Origin of the sequence: Amycolatopsis ultiminotia, assembly GCF_039536925.1 — a bacterium.
GTDB classification, from domain to species: domain Bacteria; phylum Actinomycetota; class Actinomycetes; order Mycobacteriales; family Pseudonocardiaceae; genus Amycolatopsis; species Amycolatopsis ultiminotia.
In genome coordinates this window covers 24,083-48,753 of the sequence record NZ_BAAAZN010000028.1, presented here as the reverse complement: position 1 = coordinate 48,753, position 24,671 = coordinate 24,083, and the positions used below count along the sequence as shown (strand labels likewise).

General features: G+C 71.1%; 23 protein-coding genes. 17 read left to right on the top strand and 6 right to left on the bottom strand.

Features of this window, described 5'->3' with window-relative positions; all coding sequences use genetic code 11:
* Positions 1-3: 3 nt before the first annotated feature.
* Together ABD793_RS39295 and ABD793_RS39290 are read left to right on the top strand one after the other, a co-directional pair.
* On the top strand, positions 4-1,092 hold the full coding sequence (locus ABD793_RS39295) for a WXG100-like domain-containing protein (protein WP_344868704.1): 1,089 nt from the start codon (positions 4-6) through the stop codon (positions 1,090-1,092).
* A 15-nt stretch (positions 1,093-1,107) separates the two neighbouring features.
* Positions 1,108-1,557: a hypothetical protein gene (locus ABD793_RS39290; protein ID WP_344868703.1), complete on the top strand. Its 450-nt coding sequence runs from the start codon at positions 1,108-1,110 to the stop codon at positions 1,555-1,557.
* Between the two features lie 6 nt (positions 1,558-1,563).
* On the opposite strand, the gene ABD793_RS39285 is transcribed toward ABD793_RS39290, so the two are convergent.
* Complete coding sequence (locus ABD793_RS39285; protein ID WP_344868702.1) at positions 1,564-1,842, bottom strand: YbaB/EbfC family nucleoid-associated protein; 279 nt, start codon at positions 1,840-1,842, stop codon at positions 1,564-1,566.
* Positions 1,843-1,961: 119 nt separating this feature from the next.
* Between ABD793_RS39285 and mycP the strand changes: the two genes are divergently transcribed.
* Positions 1,962-3,248: a type VII secretion-associated serine protease mycosin gene (mycP, locus tag ABD793_RS39280; RefSeq protein ID WP_344868701.1), complete on the top strand. Its 1,287-nt coding sequence runs from the start codon at positions 1,962-1,964 to the stop codon at positions 3,246-3,248.
* A 19-nt stretch (positions 3,249-3,267) separates the two neighbouring features.
* Positions 3,268-3,729, top strand: a complete 462-nt coding sequence (locus ABD793_RS39275; protein ID WP_344868700.1) for a hypothetical protein — start codon at positions 3,268-3,270, stop codon at positions 3,727-3,729.
* On the opposite strand, the gene ABD793_RS39270 is transcribed toward ABD793_RS39275, so the two are convergent.
* The gene (locus ABD793_RS39270) at positions 3,726-4,592 is read right to left on the bottom strand and encodes an LLM class flavin-dependent oxidoreductase (protein ID WP_344868698.1); all 867 of its coding nucleotides are present in this window, start codon (positions 4,590-4,592) and stop codon (positions 3,726-3,728) included. The two genes, ABD793_RS39275 and ABD793_RS39270, sit on opposite strands and share 4 nt — an antisense overlap.
* Positions 4,593-4,804: 212 nt before the next feature.
* Between ABD793_RS39270 and ABD793_RS39265 the strand changes: the two genes are divergently transcribed.
* From ABD793_RS39265 to ABD793_RS39225, 9 genes are all read left to right on the top strand, one after another.
* Complete coding sequence (locus ABD793_RS39265) at positions 4,805-5,389, top strand: TetR/AcrR family transcriptional regulator (RefSeq protein WP_425548843.1); 585 nt, start codon at positions 4,805-4,807, stop codon at positions 5,387-5,389.
* A 246-nt stretch (positions 5,390-5,635) separates the two neighbouring features.
* A complete protein-coding gene (locus ABD793_RS39260; RefSeq protein ID WP_344868697.1) occupies positions 5,636-6,958 on the top strand; it encodes an MSMEG_0569 family flavin-dependent oxidoreductase in 1,323 nt (440 codons plus the stop codon).
* Positions 6,958-7,794 (top strand): amidohydrolase family protein, encoded by an 837-nt coding sequence (locus tag ABD793_RS39255; protein ID WP_344868696.1) that lies wholly within the window; start codon positions 6,958-6,960, stop codon positions 7,792-7,794. The genes ABD793_RS39260 and ABD793_RS39255 overlap by 1 nt, the downstream gene beginning before the upstream one ends.
* Before the next feature lie 4 nt (positions 7,795-7,798).
* Positions 7,799-8,311, top strand: a complete 513-nt coding sequence (locus ABD793_RS39250) for an MSMEG_0572/Sll0783 family nitrogen starvation response protein (protein WP_344868694.1) — start codon at positions 7,799-7,801, stop codon at positions 8,309-8,311.
* Positions 8,312-8,320: 9 nt separating this feature from the next.
* Positions 8,321-9,391 carry an MSMEG_0568 family radical SAM protein gene (locus tag ABD793_RS39245; protein WP_344868693.1) on the top strand — a complete coding sequence of 357 codons (1,071 nt, stop codon included), beginning with the start codon at positions 8,321-8,323 and terminating at the stop codon, positions 9,389-9,391.
* 1 nt (position 9,392) lies between these two features.
* Positions 9,393-10,766 carry an MSMEG_0567/sll0787 family protein gene (locus ABD793_RS39240; RefSeq protein ID WP_344868692.1) on the top strand — a complete coding sequence of 458 codons (1,374 nt, stop codon included), beginning with the start codon at positions 9,393-9,395 and terminating at the stop codon, positions 10,764-10,766.
* A 13-nt stretch (positions 10,767-10,779) separates the two neighbouring features.
* Positions 10,780-11,610, top strand: a complete 831-nt coding sequence (locus ABD793_RS39235) for a carbon-nitrogen hydrolase family protein (protein WP_344868690.1) — start codon at positions 10,780-10,782, stop codon at positions 11,608-11,610.
* Positions 11,611-12,441 carry a carbon-nitrogen hydrolase family protein gene (locus tag ABD793_RS39230; protein ID WP_344868689.1) on the top strand — a complete coding sequence of 277 codons (831 nt, stop codon included), beginning with the start codon at positions 11,611-11,613 and terminating at the stop codon, positions 12,439-12,441.
* A gap of 3 nt (positions 12,442-12,444) precedes the next feature.
* Entirely contained in the window at positions 12,445-13,515 is a 1,071-nt protein-coding gene (locus ABD793_RS39225; protein WP_344868688.1) for an MSMEG_0565 family glycosyltransferase, read from the top strand.
* 64 nt (positions 13,516-13,579) lie between these two features.
* Here ABD793_RS39225 and ABD793_RS39220 read toward each other — a convergent pair whose 3' ends face one another.
* Entirely contained in the window at positions 13,580-13,876 is a 297-nt protein-coding gene (locus ABD793_RS39220; protein WP_344868687.1) for a WXG100 family type VII secretion target, read from the bottom strand.
* A 1-nt stretch (position 13,877) separates the two neighbouring features.
* The gene (locus tag ABD793_RS39215; RefSeq protein ID WP_344868685.1) at positions 13,878-14,225 is read right to left on the bottom strand and encodes a WXG100 family type VII secretion target; all 348 of its coding nucleotides are present in this window, start codon (positions 14,223-14,225) and stop codon (positions 13,878-13,880) included.
* Positions 14,226-14,404: 179 nt separating this feature from the next.
* Between ABD793_RS39215 and eccCa the strand changes: the two genes are divergently transcribed.
* Genes eccCa through ABD793_RS39200 form a run of 3 tightly spaced genes read left to right on the top strand, consistent with a single transcriptional unit; the run spans position 14,405 to position 20,042 of the window.
* Positions 14,405-18,352 (top strand): type VII secretion protein EccCa, encoded by a 3,948-nt coding sequence (gene eccCa, locus ABD793_RS39210; protein WP_344868684.1) that lies wholly within the window; start codon positions 14,405-14,407, stop codon positions 18,350-18,352.
* Between the two features lie 35 nt (positions 18,353-18,387).
* Positions 18,388-18,705 carry a hypothetical protein gene (locus tag ABD793_RS39205; RefSeq protein WP_344868683.1) on the top strand — a complete coding sequence of 106 codons (318 nt, stop codon included), beginning with the start codon at positions 18,388-18,390 and terminating at the stop codon, positions 18,703-18,705.
* Entirely contained in the window at positions 18,702-20,042 is a 1,341-nt protein-coding gene (locus tag ABD793_RS39200; protein WP_344868682.1) for a hypothetical protein, read from the top strand. The genes ABD793_RS39205 and ABD793_RS39200 overlap by 4 nt, the downstream gene beginning before the upstream one ends.
* 465 nt (positions 20,043-20,507) lie before the next feature.
* Here ABD793_RS39200 and eccB read toward each other — a convergent pair whose 3' ends face one another.
* Positions 20,508-21,905, bottom strand: a complete 1,398-nt coding sequence (gene eccB / locus ABD793_RS39195) for a type VII secretion protein EccB (protein WP_344868680.1) — start codon at positions 21,903-21,905, stop codon at positions 20,508-20,510.
* A gap of 1 nt (position 21,906) precedes the next feature.
* Positions 21,907-23,283, bottom strand: a complete 1,377-nt coding sequence (gene eccD / locus ABD793_RS39190) for a type VII secretion integral membrane protein EccD (RefSeq protein WP_344868679.1) — start codon at positions 23,281-23,283, stop codon at positions 21,907-21,909.
* Between the two features lie 141 nt (positions 23,284-23,424).
* Between eccD and ABD793_RS39185 the strand changes: the two genes are divergently transcribed.
* On the top strand, positions 23,425-24,671 hold a 1,247-nt coding region (locus ABD793_RS39185; protein WP_344868678.1), incomplete at its 3' end, for a serine/threonine protein kinase.

Sequence of the window (24,671 nt, the reverse complement as noted above, 5' to 3'; positions counted from 1 at the left end):
GCAATGCCGGTCGCCGAACCCACCGATCCGCTGTACCTGGCCGCCAAGCAGGTCTACGACGGATGGCCGAAGGACAGCGAGGACACCGCCTGGCAACTCGGGCTCGCCTGGGCACAGACCGGCGAGAAGATCGCCGCGACCGGCACCAAACTGGGCCGGATCGGGCAGGGCGTGACCGCCGCATGGACGGATCCGGCCGGTTCGGCCGCCGCGGGCAAGGTCACCCAGCACGCGCAGCAGGTCGGGCAGATCCCGGCCGAGCTGCAGGGCGTCGCAGCGATCGTGAACGGTTACGCGACGGCATTGATGAACACGAAGAACGCGATCACCCAGACTGTCCAGGAGAATTCCGGTCTGTACGCCGCGCTGCCGTTTCCCTTCCTGCAGACGGTGTTCGCGGCCAAGGTCGCCGCCGACATCCGGAGCACGGTGGAGAAGCAGGCGAGCGAGCTGCAGAAGATCAAGGTCCAGGGGCTCAATGCGGACGGCTCGCTCAGCTTTGCCAAGGACGGCAAGGAGTTCAGCGTCAAGGGCGAGGCCAATCTGGAAAAGGCCACGGGCGTCTTCGACGGCACCAACGGATCCTGGGACCTGACCACCGGCGCGCATGCCGGGGCCGGAGCCGGGGTCAACAACAAGAAGGGCCTCTACGCACAGATCGAGGGCGGAGCCGACGTCAACGGAAGCCTCGGCTACCACGACAAACTGGGCGACGTCGGCTACGGCGCCAAGGCCTCCGGTTCGTACGGGCTCAACGGCGTCGGCGGCGTGCAGGCCGGGCCCCAGGGAGTCGGGGCGAAAGGCGAGGTCATGCTCGGCGGCAAGATCTCCGGACGGGTGGAGGGGTCCTACGCGGGGATCACCGTCGGCGGTACGCTCGAGGGGTCGGCCGGAATCGGCGCGAAGGGTCAATTCGGCGTCTTCGAAGACGAATCCGGCAAGTGGCACGCCGGCCTCGGGGCGAACCTGACCCCGATCGTCGGCGGCGGTGGCAGTGTGGACGTCACCGTCGACCCGTCGCAGGTCGCCAAGTCCTTCGAAGAGTCCGAAAAAGCGGTCGGCGAGTGGTTTGCCGGCGACGGCGGCCGGTGAGCGGAGGAGACCGCGATGAACGGGACTGTGCCACTCGAATTCGTGGTGCCGCAGGGATGGGTCCAGGTGCCTGCGGCGGAGGTCAACGCCCCGGAGGGCTCGCTGGTCCTGCTCGACGAGGCCACCCGGGGTCCGGCGTTCACCTCGAACATCACCGTGGGCGGGGAGGCGGAACCGGCGGGCCGCCGCCTGGTCGACGTGGCCGAGGACGTACTGGGCGACCTCCGGGCGGGCATGCCGGAGGTGGCGCCGATCGGCCGCGAGGTGTTCGAGACCGGTGTGGTGCAGCAGGTCCGGATGGCAGCCGACCTCGCCGGTGTGCGATACCGGCTCGTGCAGGCACAGGTGTACCTGCCGCTGCCGGGTGCGGTGCTGCGGTTGACGCTGACCGCCACGGAGGACCGTTTCCCTTTGCTGGTCGAGGATTTCGAGGCGTTCGTGAGTACCGTGCAGGAACGCGGGTGACCAGGATCAGCGGGCGAACAGCTCGCCGGTGATCCGCTCGATCTCGGCCTCTGCCGCTTCGGCTGCGGCCTGCACGGTGGCGGTGATGGTCCCGGTCAGCGCACCGGAGTCGGTGCTGCGGTAGATCCGCCGGTCCAGCTCGAGGTCGAGCAGACGGCCGTGCGCGTCGGTCGTGGCACGCACGAGGCCGTCCGGGGAATCCGCGGTGGCCTCGATCTCGGCGAGCGCGGCACGGACTCGGTGCAGTGCGGAAGTGAATTCGCGGTACTGACGGTTTCCGTCCACAGTGGTCTCCTTGCTCCGGTCTTCGCATTTTCTCCGCGGTGCAACGGAGCGGGGCCACGGTGACCGCTTCCGGCCAGTGGTCACCGCGATCCTCGTGCAGCAGGGAGCATGACCACACCATGAAACGATTCGTCGCCTTGTTCGCGTTGGTGCCGGCGCTGCCGGCTTCGGTGACGCCGCTCGCGGAGGCGGCGCCGCCTGCCGGTGCGTGCACGAATGCCGAGCCCGCGCATTCGGTGATCGTCGAGGAACCGTGGGCGCAGCAGCTGCTCGATCCGAAACGGGTGTGGCCGCACAGCACCGGTGCCGGGGTGCTGGTCGCGGTCGTCGACTCCGGGGTCGACTCGGATCACCCACAGCTGCGCGCTCCGGGCAAAGTGCTGCCCGGAAGGGATTTCTTCTACGCCGGCAACCTGCCGGGCAACTACGACTGCGTGTCCCACGGCACCGCGGTCGCCTCGATCATCGCGGCCGATCCGGTTTCCGGCGTAGGATTCGCCGGAATCGCGCCGGGTGCGCGGATCCTGCCGGTGCGGGTCACCGACCGTGCGCTCAACGACGGCGGCGAACCGCAGGCGATCGACCCGCAGGCAGTCGGCAACGGCATCCGTTACGCCGCGGACCAAGGCGCGAAGGTGATCAACCTTTCGCTTTCCGGATACCGGGACCTGCCCCCGATCCGCGACGCGGTCAGCTACGCCGAGGGGAAAGACGCGCTGGTCGTCGCCGCGGTGGGGAACCGTCAGGAGAATGCCGCCGGTTCCGCGTCCTTCCCGGCCGGTTACCCGGGCATACTGGGCGTCGGTTCGATCGACATCTCCGGCGCGCGGGACGACAGTTCCCAGATCGGTGGCTATGTCGACTTGATGGCGCCGGGCAAGAGCGTCGTCGGGTCGACCAGGGCAGGCGGGCACGATTATTGGGAAGGCACCAGTTTCGCCGCTCCGTTCGTCGCCGGCACGGCCGCACTCGTGCGGGCCGCCTGGCCGTCGCTGGACGCGCGACAGGTAGCGCAACGACTGACCGCCACCGCCGGCATGGCGCGCGGCGGTGCGGGCAGCCCGGCGTACGGCGCCGGCGTGATCGACCCGTACCGAGCGGTGACCGAAGGACTTTCCGGCGCCCCTGCCGCACTACCGGCGGTTCCGCCACCGGCCGTCGACCTCGCCGCGGAACGCGAGCACGCGTGGTGGGCACAGGCCGGTTCCTCGGCGAAACTCAGTGCTGCCGCACTGGTTCTGGCGATTCTGCTGGCCGTGCTCGGCACCCTGGTGGCGGCGCGCGGGCGACGCCGTCGCTGGCGCGCCGGCCGGTCGGCGGCCAAGCCGCGTCCCGCCGTACGCGACGAACCGCCTGAACAGATGTTCCTGTTCCCGCCGCCCGCGGTGGAACGCCCGCCGTCCTGATCGACCTCCTGGAGGAATCATGAAGCACCGGTTCGCCGGCGCACTGCTGTTGCTGGCGTTGGCCGGTTGCTCGGCAGAACCGCCCGACTCGCCGCCGGTGACGCTGCCCGCTCCGTCCTCGTCGTTCCACTCGATGTTCACGACCGCCCCGGCCACGCCGGATGAGTCTGCCGAGCCGACCACGGCTGCGGCACCCGTGACGACAGCCGCGGACGGGCACAACATCTCCGCCTGCCTCGACGGTTCGTGCGAGATTCTGGTAGCCACCGGAACCCGGGTGCCGTTCACAGCGGAGAATCAGCGGGTGGCGGTGGTCGTGGACAGCGTCGGTCCGGACGGAATCGTGTTGTCGCTGTCCGGTGGAACGTTCGAAGGCGAGATCTCGGGTGGTACGGGCGACTTCGGCAGCTACGACGACGTGCGGTTCTTCCTTGCCTCCGACCGGGAAGGCAGCGGCGTGCTCCGGCTGACCCGGGGTTAGCTCGACGGGCGGATGACCTCGTCGGCGACCCACTGCGCGACCCCGGCCGGGTACGGATCGGCCAGGCCGAGGATGACGTGCCGGAACCCGGCGCCGGTCGCCTCGCCGACCGCGGCCCTGGTGGCGCCGGGGTCGGAGTAGGAGACCGGCAGGTAGATCGAGCGGGTGAGGTCCGCGGGGTCGCGGCCGATCTCGGTGCAGTAGCGGTCCAGCAGCGCACTGCGGCTGATCGCGTCGTCGATGTCGCCGCCGGGGATGTTCCACAGATCGGCGTGTTCGGCGGCCACCCGCAGCGTCGCGCCCGCACGTCCGCCGATCATGATCGGCGGGTGCGGGCGCTGTACCGGCTTCGGGTTGCCGAACGCGCGGGTGAGCCGGATTTGCTCGCCGTCGAAGTCGAAGGGTTCGTCCTCGGTCCACAGCCTGCGGATCACCGTGCAGGCTTCGGCGAAGCGCTGCACGGCGTCCTTGGTCTCCAGATACGGCAACCCGTGTGCCTCGTACTCGCGCCGGGCCATGGCGATGTCGGGCCGCGAGCCGACGCCGATGCCGAAGTCGAGCCGTCCGCCGGAGACGATGTCCACCGTGGTGGCGATCTTGGCCAGTAGCGCGGGCGGCCGGATCCGGTTGCTGGTCACGAGCAGGCCGAGGCGCAGCCGCCGGGTCTGCGCGGCGAGCGCGGACAACAGCGTCCAGCCCTCGAAGATCGGCCCGTCCGGTTCGCCGAAGATCGGCATGAGGTGGTCGAACAGCCAGGCGTGCTCGATTTCCGGGATCGCGTCGGCCTCGTGCCAGACCCGCTGGATCTCGGCGTAGCTGACCTGCGACGGTGCGGTCATGATCCCGAATGTGGTGTCGGTCATCGGTTTTCGCCCTTCCTTACTTGGTTTCGATCCGGCCGGGCCGGTCGGCGCGGCACGCGGTACGTGCGCATTGCCCGGTTTCGTCACCGGAGTGCCTGGTCCGGCCGTGCCTTCGCGGGACGGGGCTGCTCTGGCAGAATGACAAGTGGAACATTGCTCCGCCAACAATACGGAGCGCTGTTCCGGTTCGCAACCCGGCAGGAGGATCGGACGTGGTGGACGAGCACGCGCGCAGGGCGACCGGCCGGCCCAAACGTGCCGATGCACGGCGCAATGAGAAGGCGCTCCTGGATGCGGCCGCGGCGGTTTTCGTCGCCGGCGGGGTGGATGCGCCGGTGCGGGACATCGCGGCACAGGCCGGGGTCGGCATGGGCACCATCTACCGGCATTTCCCGACGCGCGCGGACCTGATCATCGCCGTCTACCGGCACCAGGTCGAGGCCTGCGCCGAGGCGGGGCCGGTCCTGCTGGCGAGCAGCAGTTCGCCACACGCCGCGCTCGCCGGATGGATCGACCGGTTCGTCGATTTCCTCGTCACCAAGCACGGGCTGGCCGGCCGGATGCAGTCCGGCCAGGACGGCTTCGACGGCTTGCACGACTACTTCCTCGACCGCCTCCTGCCGGTGTGTGCCGAGCTTCTCGAGGCGGCGGTGGCGGCCGGTGCGGTCAAGGCCGAGCTGACCGCGCTCGAACTCATGCGCGGGGTCGGCAACCTGTGCATCGGCGCCGAAGACCCCCGCTACGACGCGCGGCGGCTGGTCGGTGTGCTCATCGCGGGGCTGCGCGAGGCCAGTTGAGCGCGTCGGGCGTCCGGCTGCCGAACCGCATGACCTCCGAACCGTTGCGGGGCAACGCGGTCGGTGCTGTTCGCCGGTCCGGGTGAAGGCGGCACGGGAATTCCCCGGCAGGCCGGCAGGCCGGCGGGTCGAGCGCGACCGCGTTAAGGGGCACCGCCGATTTCCGTAACCCGCGGGCTCCTGCGGTAACCCCGGCGAGTTCCGGGGGAAACCGTTCGGACATCGGCCGCCGGTGAACTACCGGACATGACCTTCCAGCTCGACGGCAGCTACCGGCCGGTGCTCGTGGTCGGCGGTGGGCAGGCGGGGCTTTCGATGTCCCACTGCCTCACCACCGCCGGGATCGGGCACCTCGTGCTCGAACGGCAGCGTGCGGGGCACGAATGGCGCACCCGGCGCTGGGACAGTTTCTGCCTCGTGACCCCCAACTGGCAGTGCGCGCTGCCCGGTTTTCCCTACCAGGGTAGCGATCCCGACGGCTTCATGGTGCGCGACGAGATCGTCGGCTACCTCGAGGACTACGTCCGTTCCTTCGACGCACCGCTCGTCGAGGGGGTCACGGCGACACGGTTGTGCCGGCTGCCCGGCGGCGGGTTCCGGCTGTCCACCTCCGCCGGGGAGGTCACCGCCGACCACGTCGTGGTCGCGACCGGGCCGTACCAGGTGCCCCTCAAACCCCGGCTCGCCGAGCGGCTGCCGGGGCAGGTGGTGCAGCTGCACTCGTCGGAGTACCGCAATCCCGGCCGGCTTCCCGAAGGCGAGGTACTGGTTGTCGGTACTGGACAGTCCGGCTGCCAGATCGCCGAGGACTTGCACCTCGCCGGCCGTAAGGTGCACCTCGCCGTGGGTTCCGCACCGCGCGTGGCCCGGCGGTACCGCGGGCGTGACGTCGTGGCGTGGCTGCACGACATGGGCTACTACGCCCGCGGGATCGACGAGTTCGGTGACGCCGAGGCGGTTCGCTTGCGCGCCAACCACTACGTCACCGGGCGCGACGGCGGCCACGACATCGACCTCCGCGAGTTCGCGAAGCAGGGCATGGAACTCTACGGCCGGCTCGTGAGCGTGCAGGGTGCCGAGCTGAGTTTCGCCGACGACCTCCGTCGCAACCTCGACTCCGCTGACGCCACGTCCGAGGGCATCAAGGACTCCATCGACAAGTTCATCTCCGAACAGGGACTGAACGTCGAGCGCGAGGCACGTTACGTGCCCGTGTGGGAGCCGGCGGACCGGCCGCGCACGCTCGACGCGTCGAAGATCTCCGCCGTCGTCTGGAGCACCGGCTTCGGGCGCGACCACCGGTGGATCGACGTGCCGGTGTTCGACGGAAAGGGCTACCCCACGCACCGCCGCGGCGTCACCAGCTGCCCCGGGCTGTACTTCCTCGGCCTGCCCTGGCAGTACACCTGGGGTTCCGGCCGGTTCTGCGGTGTCGCCGCGGACGCGGAATACCTCGCCCGCCGCATCGTCGAGGGCGGGCGCGCCTCGGACGTCCGGTGGCTCTCCGGCACGCCTGTCACCACTTACCCGTCCGACGCGGAGTGGGTCGCCCCGAGGACGGTCGCCTGATGCGTTGGATCAACGACGCGCACCGCCACCTCGGGGTGCTGCCCGCGTACCCGTTCTACGGCGGCCCGCCTGTCGCGCCCGCCGTTGCGGCGCGCGCCACCATCGGTGCACTGCTGTCCGATTTGGACCGTGAGGGAACCGAGCGTGCGCTGGTGATCCCGAACTACGGCGTGCCGGACCCCGGGATCGCGTTCTCCTTCAACGAACTTTGCGTCGAGGCCGCAGGCAAGGACGACCGGATCGCCGCCGCGCTGTGGACGTCGCCAAGGCCGGCGGACGCCGCGCTCACCGACGCCGCGCTGAAGCTGGCCGGTGAACACGGGGTGCGTGCGCTGAAGCTGAGCTTCCTGCTCGGCGGCCGCGCGGGTGACCCGGCGTGCGCACCGCAGCTGGACAAGATCTTCGCCGCTGCACGGGAACACGACCTCACCGTCCACGTGCACACCTCGCCTGGCGCCGCCTCGGACATCGACGAGGTGGGCAAGCTGGTCGACGCCTACGCCGACGACGTCCGCCTGCACCTGGTGCACTTCGGCGGCGGCATGAGCGGGCACATCAAGCTCGTCGGCGGGCTGTTCTTCGACTGGATCGCGGCCGGGAAGCAGGTCTACACCGACCTGTCCTGGGCGATCGGCTTCACCCCGCGCTGGCTCGCCGAGGAGATCTCCCGGCGCGGGATCGGGCACGACCGCGTGCTCTTCGCCTCCGACGAACCGTGGGGCGACCACCCCGGCGAACTCGCCAAGCTGACCGCGGTGGTCGGTGACGGCGAGCTGGCCGGCCACGTTTTCCGGAGCACGTTCGATGTGCTGTACGGACCGAAGAAAGGTGCATGAGAAGATGGCCGAGCTGACGGACCTCGAGAAGACCAGCCTCGACGAGATCCCGCACCCGTCGCTGCCGCAGGGTTCGAACCTCTACGGCGCCACCAAGATCTTCCCCGACTACCAGGCCGAGAACGGCGAATCGTACTTCACGCTCGTGCACGGCATCGCGCACGAGTCCTCGGTGAGCTTCGTGGCGATCCTGCAGGCCACCCGCGCGCTGCGGAAGGGCTTCGAAACCGCGATCTACTGCTACGGCCCCGGCTCGCTCAACTGCCTTGCCACCCGTGGGTTTCCCACCACCGGCAACGCCGCGTTCCCGGGCGAGATGAACATCAACGACCAGCTCAAGACGTTCATCGCCGAGGGCGGCAAGGTCTACTGCTGCCGCTTCGGCCTTTCGCTGCACGGCGCCCGCGAGGAGGACCTCATCGAGGGCGTCATCCCGGCGCACCCGCTGGACGTGCAGGACGCGCTGATCCACTACGCGCGCAAGGGCGCGATCATCAACTCCACGTACATGTTCTAGGAGGACCGCGTGCGCGTTGGCACCGAAGACAGTTTGGACACCCGCGCCGACATCGCCGTCCGCGGGGTGCGGATGGACGCACCCGTACAGCGCAGCAAGGGCGCCGGACCGAGCGACGACGGGCACCTGGTCGTCGACGGTGCCAACGCGACGCTGCCCCTCGACGACGAGAGTCCTTATCAGGTAAGGGAAGGCCGGATCTTCCGTGGCACGCTCGACCTCGGGCTGTCGGTGGCCCCGGTCGCGCGGCCGAAATTCTACGATCTGAGCACAACGGACGGCGTGCCGTACCGGAAGATCGCGTTGCTGCACGGGAAGGACGTGCTCGCGAGCACGGTCGTGCAGACGTGCATCCGCTACGGCGAGGACCAGCGCTGCCGGTTCTGCACCATCGAGGAGTCGTTGCGCGCCGGCTCGACGGTCGCGGCCAAGACGCCGGCACAGCTGGCCGAGGTGGCCGAGGCTGCGGTGCGGCTCGACGGCGTGCGGCAGATGGTGCTCACCACCGGAACCACGGCCGGCCCGGACCGCGGTGCCCGGCACCTCGTGCGCTGCGTGCGTGCAGTGCTGGAAGCCGTGCCCGGCTTGCCGATCCAAGTGCAGATCGAGCCGCCCGGCGAACTCGGCGTGCTCACCGAACTGCGCGAGGCAGGGGCGATATCGGTCGGCATGCACGTCGAATCGATGGACGACGACATCCGGCGGCAGTGGATGCCGGGCAAGTCGACTGTGCCGATGGCCGAGTACGAGGCGGCGTGGGACGAGGCGGTGCGCGTCTTCGGGCGCAATCGCGTTTCCACCTACCTGCTGATCGGACTCGGCGAGGACCCGGACGAACTGGTCGCCGGTGCCGGGCGGCTGATCGACCGCGGGGTGTACCCGTTCGTCGTGCCGATGCGGCCGATGCTCGGCACACTCGCTCGGCGAGACGGCGCCGAAGCCCCGCCGTCATGGCTGGTACGCGACGTGACGGCCCGGGTTGCCGAACTGTTGCGGGCAGCCGGGATGACCGGTGCCGACCAGGGGGCCGGCTGCGCGGCCTGCGGGGCGTGCAGCGTGCTGAGTGCGGCAGGAGGTTGAGGTGGACCACGACATCCTCGCGCTGCTCGGTGACGTCCGGAGCGTCGCCGCGGGGCCGGGTTTCGGCATCGAGGAGGCCGACGCCGCGGCGGTGCAGGCTTACCGGTCGTTGCGGCACGAGGTTTTCGTGGCCCGCCAAGGGCTGTTCACCGGGCACGACCTCGACGGTCGCGACGCCGACCCGCGCACGATCGTGCTCGTCGCGCGGGAGGCCGACGGCACCGTGCTCGGTGGCGTGCGGCTGGGTCCGGCGCACGACGGGCCGGACGTCGGCTGGTGGGCAGGCGGCCGGTTGGTCGTAGCGCCGGGCAGTCCGCATGGCGCCGGTTCGGCGCTGGTACGGGCGGCCTGTGCTCGTGCGGAGCTGGCGGGCGCGTTGCGCTTCGAGGCGACCGTGCAGACGCGCAATGAGCGGCTGTTCACGCGCCTCGGCTGGCGCAGCGTACGGCCGGTGACGGTCGCGGGTGCCGAGCACGTGCTGATGCGATGGCCGATCGGGCGCATCGAGGCGCTGGCCCGCGCGACGAAAAGCCGGCTCGGGCCACTGCTGCGCGGACTGACCGGAACGCCGGGTTTCGTCGGTGATGACGGGGTTCCGGTGCCGGGTGGTGACGTCGTGGCGGCGTGCGACGCGATCGTGCCGTCCATGGTGGAGCGTGATCCGGAATGGGCGGGCTGGTGCTCGGTGCTGGTCAACGTGAACGACCTCGCCGCGATGGGCGCGGAACCCGTTGCACTGCTTGATGCTCTGGGTGCGCGGGACGCGTCCTTCGCCTCGCGGGTCCTTTCCGGACTGAGAAAGGCGAGCACCGCCTACGACGTTCCGGTGCTGGGCGGCCACACCCAGTTCGGGGTCCCGGCTTCGTTGTCGGTCACGGCTTTGGGGCGTGCCAGGCATCCGGTGCCGGGCGGCGGCGGGCGACCGGGGATGCCGGTGTACCTGACCGCGGATCTCGGCGGTGGCTGGCGGCCGGGTTACACCGGGAGGCAATGGGATTCGACGAGTTTCCGGCGTACCCCGCAACTGCGGGACATGATCGGTGCGGTCGCGCGTGCCCGTCCGGCCGCGGCGAAGGACGTGTCGATGGCGGGCATCGCCGGCACGCTCGGGATGCTCGCCGAGGCTTCGGGCTGCGGAGCGGTACTGGATGTGGCGAACGTGCCGCGCCCTGCCGGTACCACGGTGGGCGACTGGTTCACCTGCTTTCCGGGCTTCGCGATGCTCACCGCAGGCGAGCCTGCCCCGGCTCGTGCCGCGGTCACCGCCGGATGCGGTGCGCTCGTGGCGGGTTCCGGTGTGCAGCTGCGGTGGCCGGACGGCGAGGTGACCACCGTCGTGGACGGCGGGGTCACCGGGCTGGGGGATGCAGCATGACTAGGGAGAAGAGATGAGCACGTTGCGGATGGCCGCGGTCGCGGCCCCGTTCGGCAGGGACGTCGAAGGCGGCTTCGCCCGCATCGAGAAGCTGGTCGCGGAAGCTCGCACCGGAGGGGTGCAGCTGCTGGCGCTGCCGGAAGCGGCCCTCGGCGGTTACCTGGCGAACCTCGACGGCGGTGCCGATGGCCCGCCCGCGTTCGCCCCCGACAGTCCGGAAATCCGGCGCCTGGCCGAGATCGCCGGCGACGTCGTGGTCACCGCCGGGTACTGCGAGCTGGACGGGGCCGTGCGCTACAACTCGGCCGTCTGCGTGTCCGGCGACGGCGTGCTCGGCCGCCATCGCAAGGTGCACCAGCCGTTGTCGGAGGACGCCAGTTACGGAGCGGGCCGTGCGTTCGAGGCGTTCGATACGCCGGTCGGCAGGCTGGGCATGATGATCTGTTACGACAAGGCGTTCCCCGAATCGGCAAGGGCGCTCGCCTTGGACGGCGCGCAGATCGTGGTGTGCATGTCGGCGTGGCCGAGCGCGCGCACCAGCCCGGCGGAGAACCTCGCGCAGGACCGCTGGAAACACCGGTTCGACCTGTTCGACCGTGCCCGTGCGCTGGAGAACCAGATCGTGTGGCTCTCGGCCAACCAGTCCGGATCGTTCGGCGACCTGCGGTTCGTGGCGAGTGCGAAGGTCGTCGGGCCCGGTGGCGAGGTGCTCGCCGACACCGGGGTCGCTCCCGGGACGGCGGTCGCGGAACTGGACGTCGAGCAGGCGCTGGCCACGGCGCGGCGAGCGATGGCGCATCTCGCGGATCGCCGCCCGGACGTGTACGCGGTTGGCGTCGCGTGAATGGGCGAGGTCCGGATCGCAGCGGTGGCCGCCCACTTCGGGCGTGATCTCGAGTTCGACCTGCACCGCATCGCCACCCTGATCGACCACGCACGGCAGGCCGGTGCGGCACTGCTGGTGCTGCCCGATGCGGCGCTGGGCGGTTACCTCGCCGATCTGCGCCACCCCGACCCGGACGCCCTGCCGCCTGCGCTCGAGCCGGATGCGCCGGAGTTGAAGACCATCGCCTCGCTCGCGGCGGAGATGACCGTCTGCGTCGGCTATTGCGAGTCCGAAGGGACCCGCCGCTACAACGCAGCGGTGTGCGTGACCGGCGACGGCGTGCTCGGGCGGCACCGCAAGGTCCACCAGCCGCCCGGGGAAAGCGTGGCGTACCAGGCGGGCGAGGAGTTCGCCGCGTTCGACACGCCCGTGGGGCGGATGGGGATGCTGATCGACTACGACAAGACGTTCCCCGAGTCGGCTCGTTCGCTCGCGGTGGACGGCGCGGAGATCCTCGCCTGCCTTTCGGCGTGGCCGACGAGCATCACCAACCGCGCGCCGCGGATGGCGCAGGACCGGCAGTCGCGGCTGTTCGATCTGTACGACCAGGCGCGCGCGGCGGAGAACCAGGTGGTGCTCGTGTCCTCCAACCAGACCGGGGCGATGGGCGGGATGCGGTTTCTCGGCCAGGCGAAGGTCGTCGGGCCGGGTGGTGAGGTCCTCGCACGCACCTGGTCGAAGGCGGGTATCGCGGTGGCCGAGCTGGATCCGGCGCAGGAGATCGCGCACGCCCGGCGCGTCCTGAACCACCTGGGAGAGCGGAAACCGGCGGTCTACCGGAAGGGCTGATCCGTGCGCATCGCGTTGCTGAGCTACTCCACCAAACCCCGCGGCGGGGTCGTGCACACCCTGGCGCTGGCCGAGGCACTGGCCGCGCTGGGCGAGGACGTCACCGTGTGGACGCTGGGCCGCGGCGGCGACGCGGGCTTCTTCCGGCCGGTGGACCCGCGGGTGCGGCTCGCGATCGTGCCGCTGCCCGAGGTCGCCGGCGAGTCCGTCGGCGAGCGGATCCTGCGGTCGATCCGGGTGCTCGGCGAAGCGTTCCGGCCGGCGGACTACGACGTGGTGCACGCGCAGGACTGCATCTCGGCCAACGCGGCCGGCCGGTGCGTGCGGACGGTGCATCACCTCGACACGTTCACCACACCGGAGCTCGCGGCCTGCCATGAGCGCGCGATCGTGCAGCCCTACGCCCATGTGTGCGTTTCGGAGTCGGTCGCCGCGGAGGTGCTGGCGGGCTGGGGGATCGACGCGACGGTGATCCCCAACGGGGTCGAGGCGCAGCGGTTCGCTTCGGCGCCGCCCGGATGGCCGGAACTGGGCCGTTACGTGCTGGCGGTGGGCGGGATCGAACCGCGCAAGGGCTCGCTCGACCTGTTGGCGGCGTTCGCCCTGCTGGACGATCCGTCACTGCGGCTGGTGATCGCGGGCGGCGAGACCCTCTTCGACTATCGCGGCTACCGGACCGCGTGGGAAAAGCGCGCCGTCGAGCTGGGGGTCACCCCGGTGGTGCTGGGCCCGGTCGCCCACGACGAGCTGCCGTCACTGATGCGCTCGGCGGCGGTGTTCGCTTTCCCGTCCACCCGCGAGGGTTTCGGCCTGGCCGCGATGGAAGCGCTCGCCGCAGGCGTTCCCGTGGTCACCAGGGACCTGCCGGTGCTGCGGGAAATCTTCGGTGCGGTGGCCCATTTCGCCAAGGATCCGGCGGGGCTTGCCGAGGCGATGCGCGTGGCGTTGTCCGCGCCGCGCGATCCGGCCGCCGGGCAAGCACTGGCCGCGCGCTACACCTGGGACGCGGCGGCCAGGGCGCACCTGCAGCTCTACCGCTCGCTCAGCGCTCGCGACCTGCCGGTGCCCGGATGACCTACCGCCACCGCGGCGGAACGGGTCCTCCATCGCGGTGGAGGACCCGACCGTCCACTGTGGACTAAATGGTGACGCTGCCGACCCGTGCCTTGGCCGAGGCGAGTGCCTGCTGCAGCTCGCCGTTGGCCTTGACCACGCCGCCGCGCAGGGCCTGCAGCATGTCCTGCTGCGCGGTGGAAACCTGCTGCCAGGCCTGGTTCACCTCGGTGAACTGGCCACCGGCCTGGTCGAGCCAGTCGCCTGCGGTGGCACCGGATGCGGTGCGCCAGGTGTCCATCTCCTGCTGCACCTTGCCGACCGTCGCCATGATCTGCGACGACAGCTGGTCCAGCTGACCGAAATTCCCCTTGATCAGCATGTCATCCTCCCGCCGGGTTGAGCGCGCCGCCGAACGGGGACATCCCGCCCGCCGAGTGCAGGCCGGTCGCACTGGCCTGGTCGGCCATGTCGTAGGTGTTCGACGAGTACTTGGTGTTCTCGCCGAGGTGGTTCAGTGCCGAGACGAGCCGGTTGATGCCCTGCTCCCAGTTGGCGTGCGCGGCGTCGAACGCAGGCCGCGCGGTGCCCTCCCACTGGCCCTTCAACGCCTCCACGGTCGGCCGCAACGAAGCCTGGTGGGACTGGATGTTCGTGGACACCGTGCCTGCCATCTGCGCGCCGCGCTGCAGGCTCTCGGTCACGCCGTGTAGCTGATCGCCGTTCGGCATGGGGCTCGCTCCTTTCCCGATTTCCCGATTCCTGTGGTTCGCGGGCACCTCGCCCGCGCACCGAAGCTAGATCCGGGCGCACCGGCGGGGTGCCGGTGAGGCCTGTTCCTGCCACGTCCGCCCCACGCCGCCGCCGGACGGTGATGATCGCCGGGAGGCAACCGGAGGAGGAGACAGTCGTGGCGACAGTCGTGGTGCGCAGGCCGATCCGTCGCCCTGCACCGGAGATGCCGTCCGGGGAGCTGGTGCTGGACGCGCCGCCGGAGCTGCCGACGGCACCCGGTCGCGGATGGACGCAGGCACTCATGGTGCTGCCGATGGTGGCGATGATGGCCGCGATGGTGCTGCTCTTCAGCGGGAACGGGACCAGCTCCAGCACGCGGTACGTGGTGTTCGGGCTCTTCGGCGTCGCGATCGTCGGCATGGTCGTGTTGTCCTTCCTCAACGGCGGTGGTGCGTCCAAACGCGAGATGGGCCATGCGCGCCGGCTGTACCTGCGGGAGCTCGCGCAGCACCGGATGCGCGTCGCGCGCACGGCCCGCCGCCAGCGGGAAGCGTTGTGGTACTTGCACCCCGAACCCGACTCGCTGTGGTCGGTCGCGGCGAGCCACCGGCTGTGGGAACGTCGCCGCACCGACGCCGACTTCGGCGCGGTCCGGATCGGACTGGGCAGGCAGAGCCTTGCCACTACCCTCCTCGCCCCGGACACGAAACCGCTCGAACAGCTGGAACCGTTGTCCGCCTTGGCGTTGCGCCGGTTCATCACGACTTACTCCGCGATCGACGAACTGCCGCTGGCGCTGGCGATCGACGGTTTCGCCCGGATCCACTTCGACGGCGACCGGCACCGCGGCGCCGGACTGGTCCGCGCCATGCTCGCCCAGCTGGCCACCCTGCAGTCGCCGGACGATCTGCGGATCGCGGTCTGCGCCGGCCCGGACCGGATGCCCGACTGGGAATGGGTCAAGTGGCTGCCGCACGCACTGCATCCGGAGCGCACCGACGCGCTCGGCCCGCTCCGCCTGGTCGCGAGCGCGATCACCACGCTGGAAGTGATGCTCGAGGACGTGCTCGCGAACCGGCCGAGGTTCGATCCGCAGTCCTCGACCCGGGTGTCCGGCCCGCACCTGGTGGTCGTGCTCGACGGTGGTTCGTTCGCGGGCTCGGACCACCTGATGACCGTCGGCGGAGTCGAAGGCGTCACCCTGCTCGACCTGACCACTGCGCCGCCGAACATCCCGGAGCCGACCGTCCTGGTGCTCGATGTCGCGTCGGATGCCACCCTGACCAACGACACCGGCGAAGCGGAAACGGTGCTGGGACAGGCGGATCAGCTGCCGGTCCCGGCGGCCGAAGCGCTGGCCCGGCAGCTGGCGCCGCTGCGGCTGACCGCCGCCACCCGCGGCGAGCAGCCGCTGAGCGCCGAACTCGGTCTGGAAAGCCTGCTGGAGCTCGGTGACCCGTTCGCGTTCGATCCGGCCGACACCTGGTTGCCGCGGCCGAGCCGCGATCGGCTGCGGGTGCGGTTCGGCATCCGCCCGGACGGCACCCCGATCGAACTCGACCTCAAGGAGTCCGCGCAGGACGGCATGGGCCCGCACGGCCTGCTGATCGGCGCGACCGGATCCGGCAAGAGCGAACTGCTGCGCACGCTGGTGCTCGCACTGGCGATCACGCATCCGCCGAACACGCTGAACTTCGCACTGATCGACTTCAAGGGCGGCGCCACCTTCACCCGGCTGGACAAGCTGCCGCACACCAGTGCGGTGATCACCAACCTCGCCGAGGAACTGCCGCTGGTGGACCGGATGACCGAGGCGATCAACGGCGAGCTGATCCGGCGGCAGGAACTGCTGCGCGCGGCGGGGAACTTCTCGTCGCTGCGGGACTACGAGAAGGCCCGCAACTCCGGCGCCGCACTACCGGAGGTACCGACGCTGCTGGTGGTGTGCGACGAGTTCAGCGAACTGCTCTCCGCCCGTCCGGACTTCATCGACATGTTCGTCCAGATCGGCCGGGTCGGCCGGTCGCTCGGCGTGCACCTGCTGCTCGCCTCGCAACGGCTGGAGGAAGGCAGGCTGCGCGGGCTCGACACGCACCTGTCCTACCGGATCGGGCTGCGCACGTTCTCCGAGATCGACAGCCGGGTGGTGCTGGGCGTGACCGACGCCTTCACCCTGCCCCGCGCACCCGGGCACGGGTTCCTGAAGTTCGGCGACGAGCCGATGGTCCGGTTCCGTTCGGCCTACGTCTCCGGCGTGCACACCGTGGGCGCGGCCCCGGCAGGCGGCCCGGTCCAGCTGCCGGGGATGCAGGTCTACTCGACCGCCTACGTTGCCCCGCCGGTGGAAGAGGCCGAGGACGATCAGCCTGCCGGCGACCCGGACGAGGCGGTCGGCGAGAGCCTGATGGACATCCTGGTCGACCGGTTCACCGGCCGTGGCGTGCCGGCCCACCAGATCTGGCTGCCGCCGCTGGCCGAACCGCCCACTCTGGACAGTCTGATCGGACCGGCCACAGTGGACCCCGAGCGTGGATTGCAGGCGGGGGACGGGAGCCTGCGTGGTTCACTCAAGGCGGTCGCGGGTGTTGTCGACCGGCCGTTGGACCAGCGGCGGGATCCGCTCGTGCTCGACCTGTCCGCCGCGGCCGGGCACGTGGTGATCACCGGGGCGCCGCGGTCGGGCAAGAGCACCGCCCTGCGTTCGGTGATCACTTCCCTTGCGCTCACCCACACCCCGCGCGAGGTGCAGTTCTACTGCCTTGACTTCGGTGGCGGTTCGCTGGCCTCGCTGCGCGGGCTGCCGCACGTCGGCGGGGTCGCCGGACGGCAGAACGTCGGCGCGGTCCGGCGCACCATCGCCGAAGTGTCCACTGTGCTCGCCGAACGGGAACGGCGCTTTGCCGAGGACGAGGTCGACGGCATGGCCGCCTACCGTGAACTCCGCCCCGAGGACGACCGCTACGGAGACGTGTTCCTCGTCGTGGACGGCTGGACCACGCTGCGCAAGGACTTCGAGGATCTGGAGGACGTGGTCGGCGCGATCGCCGCGCGTGGCCTCGCCTACGGCGTGCACATCGTGGCATCCTGCTCCCGTTCGTTCGACCTGCGGCCCAACGTGCGCGACCTGTTCGGTACCCGCATCGAATTGCGGCTCGGCGATCCGGTCGACACCACAGTGGACCGGATGAGCGCGCTGAACGTGCCGGAGAACTCGCCGGGCCGCGGCATCACGAGCACCGGTCACCAGCTGCTGATGGCACTGCCGCGGGTGGACGGGCGCGCCGGCGTGGCCGATCTGCCGGCCGGAGTGTCCACTTTGGTCGCGATGGTCGCCGACTCGTGGCAACGGGAGCCGGCGCCGAACGTCCGGCTGCTGCCCGCGAAACTGGCCTACGAAGCACTGCCGCCGCGCGACGATCCGGCCGCGCACCGGCTCACCATCGGCATCGCGGAGCAGGACCTGGCGCCGGTGCAGCTCGATTTCACCGCGGACGCGCACCTGATGCTGCTCGGCGACGCCGACTCCGGCAAGACCGCGTTCCTGCGGGCACTGGCCCGGCGGATCACCGAGTCCTACACCCCGGACCAGGCGCGCGTGCTGCTGGTGGACCACCGTCGCGGACTGCTCGGCGAGGTCGGCGGGGACCACCTGCTCGGCTACGGCACCGATCTCGCCACCACCACCCGGCTGATGGCCGACGCGGCACGCGCGATGGCCGACCGGCTGCCCGGCCCGGACGTCACCCCGGAGCAGCTGCGGGCGCGCAGCTGGTGGCAGGGCCCGGAACTGTTCGTGCTCGTCGACGACTACGACCTCGTCGCATCGGTGCTGGACAACCCGTTCCTGCCACTGCTGGAGTATCTCGCGCAGGGCAGGGACATCGGGTTGCACGTGGTGCTGACCCGGCGCACCGGCGGCGCCGGGCGGGCGCTGTTCGAACAGTTCCTCGCGCGGGTGCGTGACGTCGGTTCGCCGGGCCTGATGCTCTCCGGCGACCGCGAGGAAGGCCCGCTGTTCGGCGGGCTCAAACCCGAGTCCCTGCCGCCAGGACGCGGCAGGCTGATCACCCGTCGTGAAGGGGCCCGGCTGCTTCAGCTGGCCTGGCTGCCGCCGCGCGAGTGAGCCGAAGTGACGAGATTGTCGTAAGGAGGCGAAAAATGGCACAGGAACTGAGCGGGGTCACCGACTCGATGCAGAAGTTCAGCCCACAGGCGCCCTCGGGCGTGCTCGGCGGTGCTGGCAATGCCGCCACCGCGAGCGGCGGGATGGCCGAGGGCGCCGCATTCGCGCAGGCGGAAGAGGAGTCCGCGCAGGCACTGCAGAAGTTCATGACGGACGTGCAGAAAGGCTTCGGGGAGTACGCCTCGATCGCCCGCAAGTCCGCCGAGGACTACCTCGGCGCCGACCGGTCCGGGAAGAGCACCATTTCCCGGGTGCAGGATCTCTCGCCGCTCAAACCGGGGGTGCCCCGATGAGCTACACCGGGATGCAGTTCCCGCAGCAGGCGCAGATCATGAGCGCCACCGCGCCGCTGGCCACGGTCGCCGACCAGGCGGCCCAGATGTGGACTCAGGCGAAGACCCAGCTCACCGGTGCTTCGTCGTCGTTGCAGCAGAACCTCAAGGCACTCGAACCGGACTGGACCGACGACGCAGGCGGCGGGCTGCAACAGCGCGGCGGGCAAAGCCGCGCGGACATCGAATCGTGGACGAGCGGGATCGACCAGACGGTGCAGGAACTCGGCGCACTCGCCACGTCGATCACCACCGTCGGCAAGTGGTTCGACCAGACGAGCACGATGCTGCAGCAGAACCCGCTGATGGCGCTGTTCATGCCGATTCTGCAGCAGCAGGGCGGTGCTCAGCTGGACCAGCTCGCCCAGCAGTTCCAGGGTGCCACCGCGGCGGTCCGGAACGCCAAGGGCAACGACTGGAGCGGCCCGCTCTCCGGGAGCGGCGGTTCGTCCGGCGGTTCCTCGGGTGGCTCGGGGCAGCAGTCCGGTTCCGCCGGCGGTGGCGGCTCGAACGGTGACTCGGCGGGTGGCTCGGGGCAGCAGGCCGGTGACTCAGGTGACGCCGGTGACTCCGGTGACCAGAGCGGCGACGAGACTGGGGACTCCGGGGACCAGGCGCAGCAGCCGGGTGCCGAATCTCCGGTGCCGGATCCGAACGGCGACCCGTCGCTGACCGGGCTCGGCGGGGCGCCGACGCCGGTCGCGCCGCCGGCGTTGCCCCCGTTGCCGCCACTGCCGGCAGGTCCACCGCCTTCGCTGCCCGGTGGGATCTCCATGCCGATGCCGGGCCTCGGCGGAATCGGCGCGTTCGGTGGACCGGCGGTACCCGGCGTGAAACTGGGTGGCGGCGGCCCGAAGCCGATCCCGCAGGCGGCGTTCCCGGTGGCGCAGCAGAGCACGCCGCCGGCCGCCGGTCCGGCACCGACGGTCCCGGAGGCCGAACCGGCCCGCCCGGCGACCGGTGGCAGCAGTGGCGGCGGCATGCCGATGACCCCGATGTCCGGCCTCGCCGGGGCAGGCGGCGACGGCGGCGGTGTGCCGGGATCGGGCGCCGTGCAACGGACCCCGGCCGGCCGTGGCCGCCGTCGCACCACCCCGCCGGGCCTGCCGGCAGCCCTGCGCGGCAAGTCCGGACGAACCGACCCAGCGGCCTTCGCCCCCCTGGCGCGCACGGTACGCCGCGAACGCCCCGACGACCGCACGACAGTGGAACTGCTGGACGAAGACCTGTGGCAGGTCGGCGAACCGAGCACTCCGCAGCTCGAACACCCCGCCCCACCCCGCAGACGGGCCCACTGACCCACCAACCGAAGCGGCACCACCGACGTGGTCGGTGGTGCCGCTTGGCGTCGCCCAGGGAGTGCACTCGCAGGTAGGTGCAGCTTGCCGGGCGTTGCTGCAGCTGCCGGTCGCACGTCTAACCGGGGCCAGCGCCGGGCTGGGTGGGTGAGTCTGGTGGGTTGTGGCGTGGTGTCGGATTTGTGGGATGTCGGGCCGGGCTGTGGGTTGTTTGTTGTGGTGGTGAGTCTCGGTGGGTGGTGTGGGGTTTGTGGGATGTCGGGCGGGGGCTGTGGGTTGTTCGTTGTGGTGGTGAGTCTGGGTGGGTGGTGTCGCGTCATGCCGGGCTTGTGGGATTGTCGGGCTTGGTCGGGGCGGTGGGCTGTGGCACCTGTGCTCGTCTGACCGTGGCATCACCGAACCCTCGGTGCCGCCGCGCTGTTCCTCCTCGGTGGTGCCGCCTTCGTGGCTTCGCCGATTACCCGGTCACCACTGCTTCAGCGCGGAATCGTGGTCCAGTCCCGGGCCCTGTGGTACCCGGGCGATCAGTGCGGACGGCACGCGCACCGGCTGGATTCCGTTGTAGCCCAGGTAACCCAGCACGTCCGGGGTGGCCAGCGGGTAGGCCCGGCCCAGGTCGGTCACCACGGCGTAGGTGCCGGCCGGGGCGTGGTCGCTCGCCCGTACCTCGACGACCGCTGCGGTTCCCGGGGCGACCACGACCTGATCCGCGAGCGCGACGCCGCCGGTGGTCCGGCCCGCGGTGGTCGTCGCCGGTGGTGGCAGCACGTCGTCCACGCTCACCCGCGGCACGAACGAGCCGGGGTCGAAGGTCAGGCAGACGTGGTCGTCGGCGGCAGGCGCGAAGTCCGGCTGGGCCGCGGGCAGCTCGCTCCCGGTCGCCGCCGGGCGGCCGGCGACCTTCGCCCCGCTCAGCTCGATCGGGCTCAACTGCACCGGGAACGGTTCGGCGCCGGCGTAGGCGTCGGTGGTCGGACGGTACGCGCGCTGGATTTCGTACTCCAGCGCGCTGATCGGCCGCAGCTGCCCGCTTTCCGCGAGGTAGTGCTGGTTGCCTCGTACCAGCAGCTGCCCGGCGAGGATGTCCGTGCGGCCGGGCACCGCCGGTGAAGGCTTTCCCGCGTCCGGCACCGGGATCGGCATCACCGGGGCGCCCTCCGGCAGCACGTCGACGACCGCGGCGCCGACTCTGGTGACCGGGGCGGACCCGAGCGCGAGGCCGACGGTGACCGCGTCCTCGGCCGCGATCCGGTGCCGGTATCCGCCGGACACCAGGTATTCGTCCCCGCTTTCCGGGGTCTGCACCAGCAGTCCACGACCGCCGAGCGGGGTTCCGCCCGGCGGCTGGTGGCCGACGAACAACGCCGAGCGGTAGGTCGTCGCACCGGCCAGGTCGGTGCCCGGCTGTGAGCACAGCGTCCAGCCCTCGGTCAGCACCCGGTCGGTCCCCGGCAGCGCGTCCGGTGCGTCCTGGATGCCGATCCGCGGGCCGCGCGGGACGCCGGCCAGCGATGCCGCCGACACCGACGTCGTCTGCGCGTGCGTGCCGAGTGCCAGCAACGCGGACGAGTAGTTCGCCACCGGATCGAGCTTCCCGTTGAGGTAGACGTACCGGGTGCCGGTTTCCTTTTCCACGACCACGGATTTGCCGTCCTGCCAGCTGTGGTCACCGCCCGGCGAGAGCAGGCCGTACACCCCGGACGCGGCCAGTGCGACGACGGCGAGCACGACCCCGGCGACGGCCGCGCCGGAGGGAAGCCGGAACGGCGGCTGTTCCGGGTCGGTCTCGCGGGTCACCAGTGCGGAAACCGTGCGTTGCAGGAGGAACTGGTGGGCTTGGAGCCGATCGCGTGCGGTCGCCACGTCAGCCTCCCAGTCCGCGCAGGTAGCCGTACAGGCCGAGCACCGCGCACACCACCGGCACGACCGCCAGCACCACTGCGACTTCGAGCAGTTCGGCGTAGCGCCCCCAGCGTGGGCTCGATTCCTTGGTGCTGCGCCGAAGTCCGATGAGGACGACCACTGCAGACAGTCCTAACAGGACCGGACCGGCGGCGCGCAACGGTCCGGCGGTGAGCAACGGGCCCAGCGCCAGTGCCCCGGCACCGGATCCGGCGGCGAGCAGCAGGGCGGTCCGCTGTGCCAGCACCGGATGCAGCCGTGCGCGCAGCGTGAAACCGACGGTGAGCAGGCCGGTGACCACCAGCGCGGACGTTCCGCCGTCGTGTACCAGCAGCAGGATCGCGGGCACGACCGCGAGGACGACCCCGCAGACCAGGCCGGTGAGCAGGCCGTCGGCGCGGATCACCGTGGCGTACACCGCGGGCCGGGGTGGCTGTGGTTCGTCGCGCAGCAGATCGGCCGTGCCGCGCGGGAGCACCGGGATCGGCATCCGGGCGGCGCGGATGGAAAGCGGGGCGAGCAGCGGGGAGAAGGCGAGCCCGGCGCCCGCGATGACGGCCGCGGCACCGGTGCCACCGATCGTCCCCATCGTGGCCAGCCAGCCACCGAGCACCCCCAGCAGCCCGGTGGTGCCGCCGGCGATGAACAACGCCGGACGTTCGACGATGCCGAGCAGGCCGAGCACCGCGGCCGGCAGCAACGCAGCCCCCGCCGCGATCAGGTGCGGCGCGCCGAGTCCGGTGAGCGGCCGGTCCCCGGCGAACAGCAGCCCGCCGCCGGCGAACGCGAACGGCAACGCGATCGCGCCGAGTACCGCGCCGGACCCGGCGTCGCCTGCGGCCCTGGCCAGCGCGACCCCGGCGGCCAGCAGCAGTACCGCGCCACCGAGTGCCCAGGCTGCCGGGCCGGGCCACGGCGGCCCCGCGGTGAGCACCGCGACCAGCGCGAGCAGTGCGGCGACCGCGCCGGCGACGAGCCCGGCCCGCCGGGTGTGCGCCGGCTCCCACGCGCTGCCGGCGCGCTCGGCTCCCGCGGCGATCGCGGCGACCAGGTCGTCGTACTCGAGTTCGGGCCATTCGGTGCGGGCCGGGACGAGGTTGAGCACCTCACCGTCGAGTACCCGGTGCGAGGACAGGGTTCCGGCGCCTTCGAGGACGGTTCCGTCGGCGCGGCGCAGCACCCAGCCGCCGTTCGGCACGCCCTGGTCGGCAAGGTGCTCGCCGGCGTGCTGCAGCAGGCCGGGCATCAGCTCGGCGATCGAGGACCGTTCCGGCAGGGTCAGATCGACGCGGCGGGCCGGAGCCGCCACGGTCACCCGGACGAGGCCGATGGTGGGCATTGCGGGTCTTCCTCTCGCAAGGTGCGCCGCGGCGGCAACAACCTGCCGGGGCGGCCGCGGACGGCTCGGACTTCTCCTACGATGGAGTCACGGCCGCGGCGGTGGAACCGGGTCGGCAGCTAGCGGACACGGAGGTCAGCGGTGCGAGGCGATTCGGCGGGGCGCGGGAACGCGGCGGCGGTCCCACCCGGTGGCTGGGCTCCGCTCGGCAGCGGTCCGATCGCCACCGTCTATTCCGGACTGCACGGTGGAATTCCGGTGGCACTCAAGGTGTTTCCGTCCCGGTTCGACCGGTCCACACTGTCCGCAGTGGAGAAACAGCGCGGCCGTCTGCGTGAGGTCGGCTCGGCCCTGCCGGTGCACGCGGTCGACCAGCTGCCGGACGGCAGGCACGCACTGCGGATGGAGCTGTGCCCGCAGTCGCTGGCCGCGCTGCTGCCGAGGGTCGGCCGCCTCGGTCCGATGGACACGGTGGTGCTCGGCCACGCGGTGGCCACCGCACTGGCCGGCGCCCACACGGCAGGCGTGGTGCACGGCGGGGTGAAGCCGTCGAACGTGCTGTTTCGTGCGTCCGGCCAGCCGGTACTGGCGGATTTCGGGATCGCGTTGCGCCAGGCGTTCCCGCGCGATCCGGTGGCTTCGCTGGAATACCTGGCACCGGAAACGCTGCGCACGGAAACCCTGGACGAGCGCACGGATCTCTACGGCCTCGGCGCCCTGCTGCACGTCGTGCTCACCGGCCGTCACCCGCTGCCGAGCCAACTGGGCGAGCCGGTGGGCGAACGAGTGCTGCGCCTGCTCCGCACCCCGGTACCGGCAATCCACGAACCGGGCGTCCCGGTAGAACTGTCCACAGTGGTCGGCCGCCTGCTGGCCCCCGACCCGGCCCGCCGCCCGGCAACCGCAACCTGGGTAGCAGACCGGCTGGGCGAGATGATCGCCCGCCTGTCCGCCCCAACACCCCCCACACCACCGCCAGGATTCGGCACACCCGCCCCGACCCCGCCCACCCCCGGAGCACCCGCCCCGACACCGCCCGGCCCGGTTCCGTCCGGTTCTGGTGTGCCTGGCCCGGTCGTGCCCGGTTCGGTGTCGCCAGGTTCCGTTGTGGCTGGCCCTGGCACACCCGCCTCGACGCCGCCTGGCTCGGTTCCGTCCGGTTCGGGTGTGTCTGGCCCGGTCGTGGCTGGCCCTGGCACACCCGCCTCGACGCCGCCTGGCTCGGTTCCGGCTGGTTCGGGTGTGTCTGGCCCGGTCGTGCCTGGCCCTGGCACACCCGCCTCGACGCCGCCTGGCTCGGTTCCGGCTGGTTCGGGTGTGTCTGGCCCGGTCGTGCCTGGCCCTGGCACACCCGCCTCGACGCCGCCTGGCTCGGTTCCGGCTGGTTC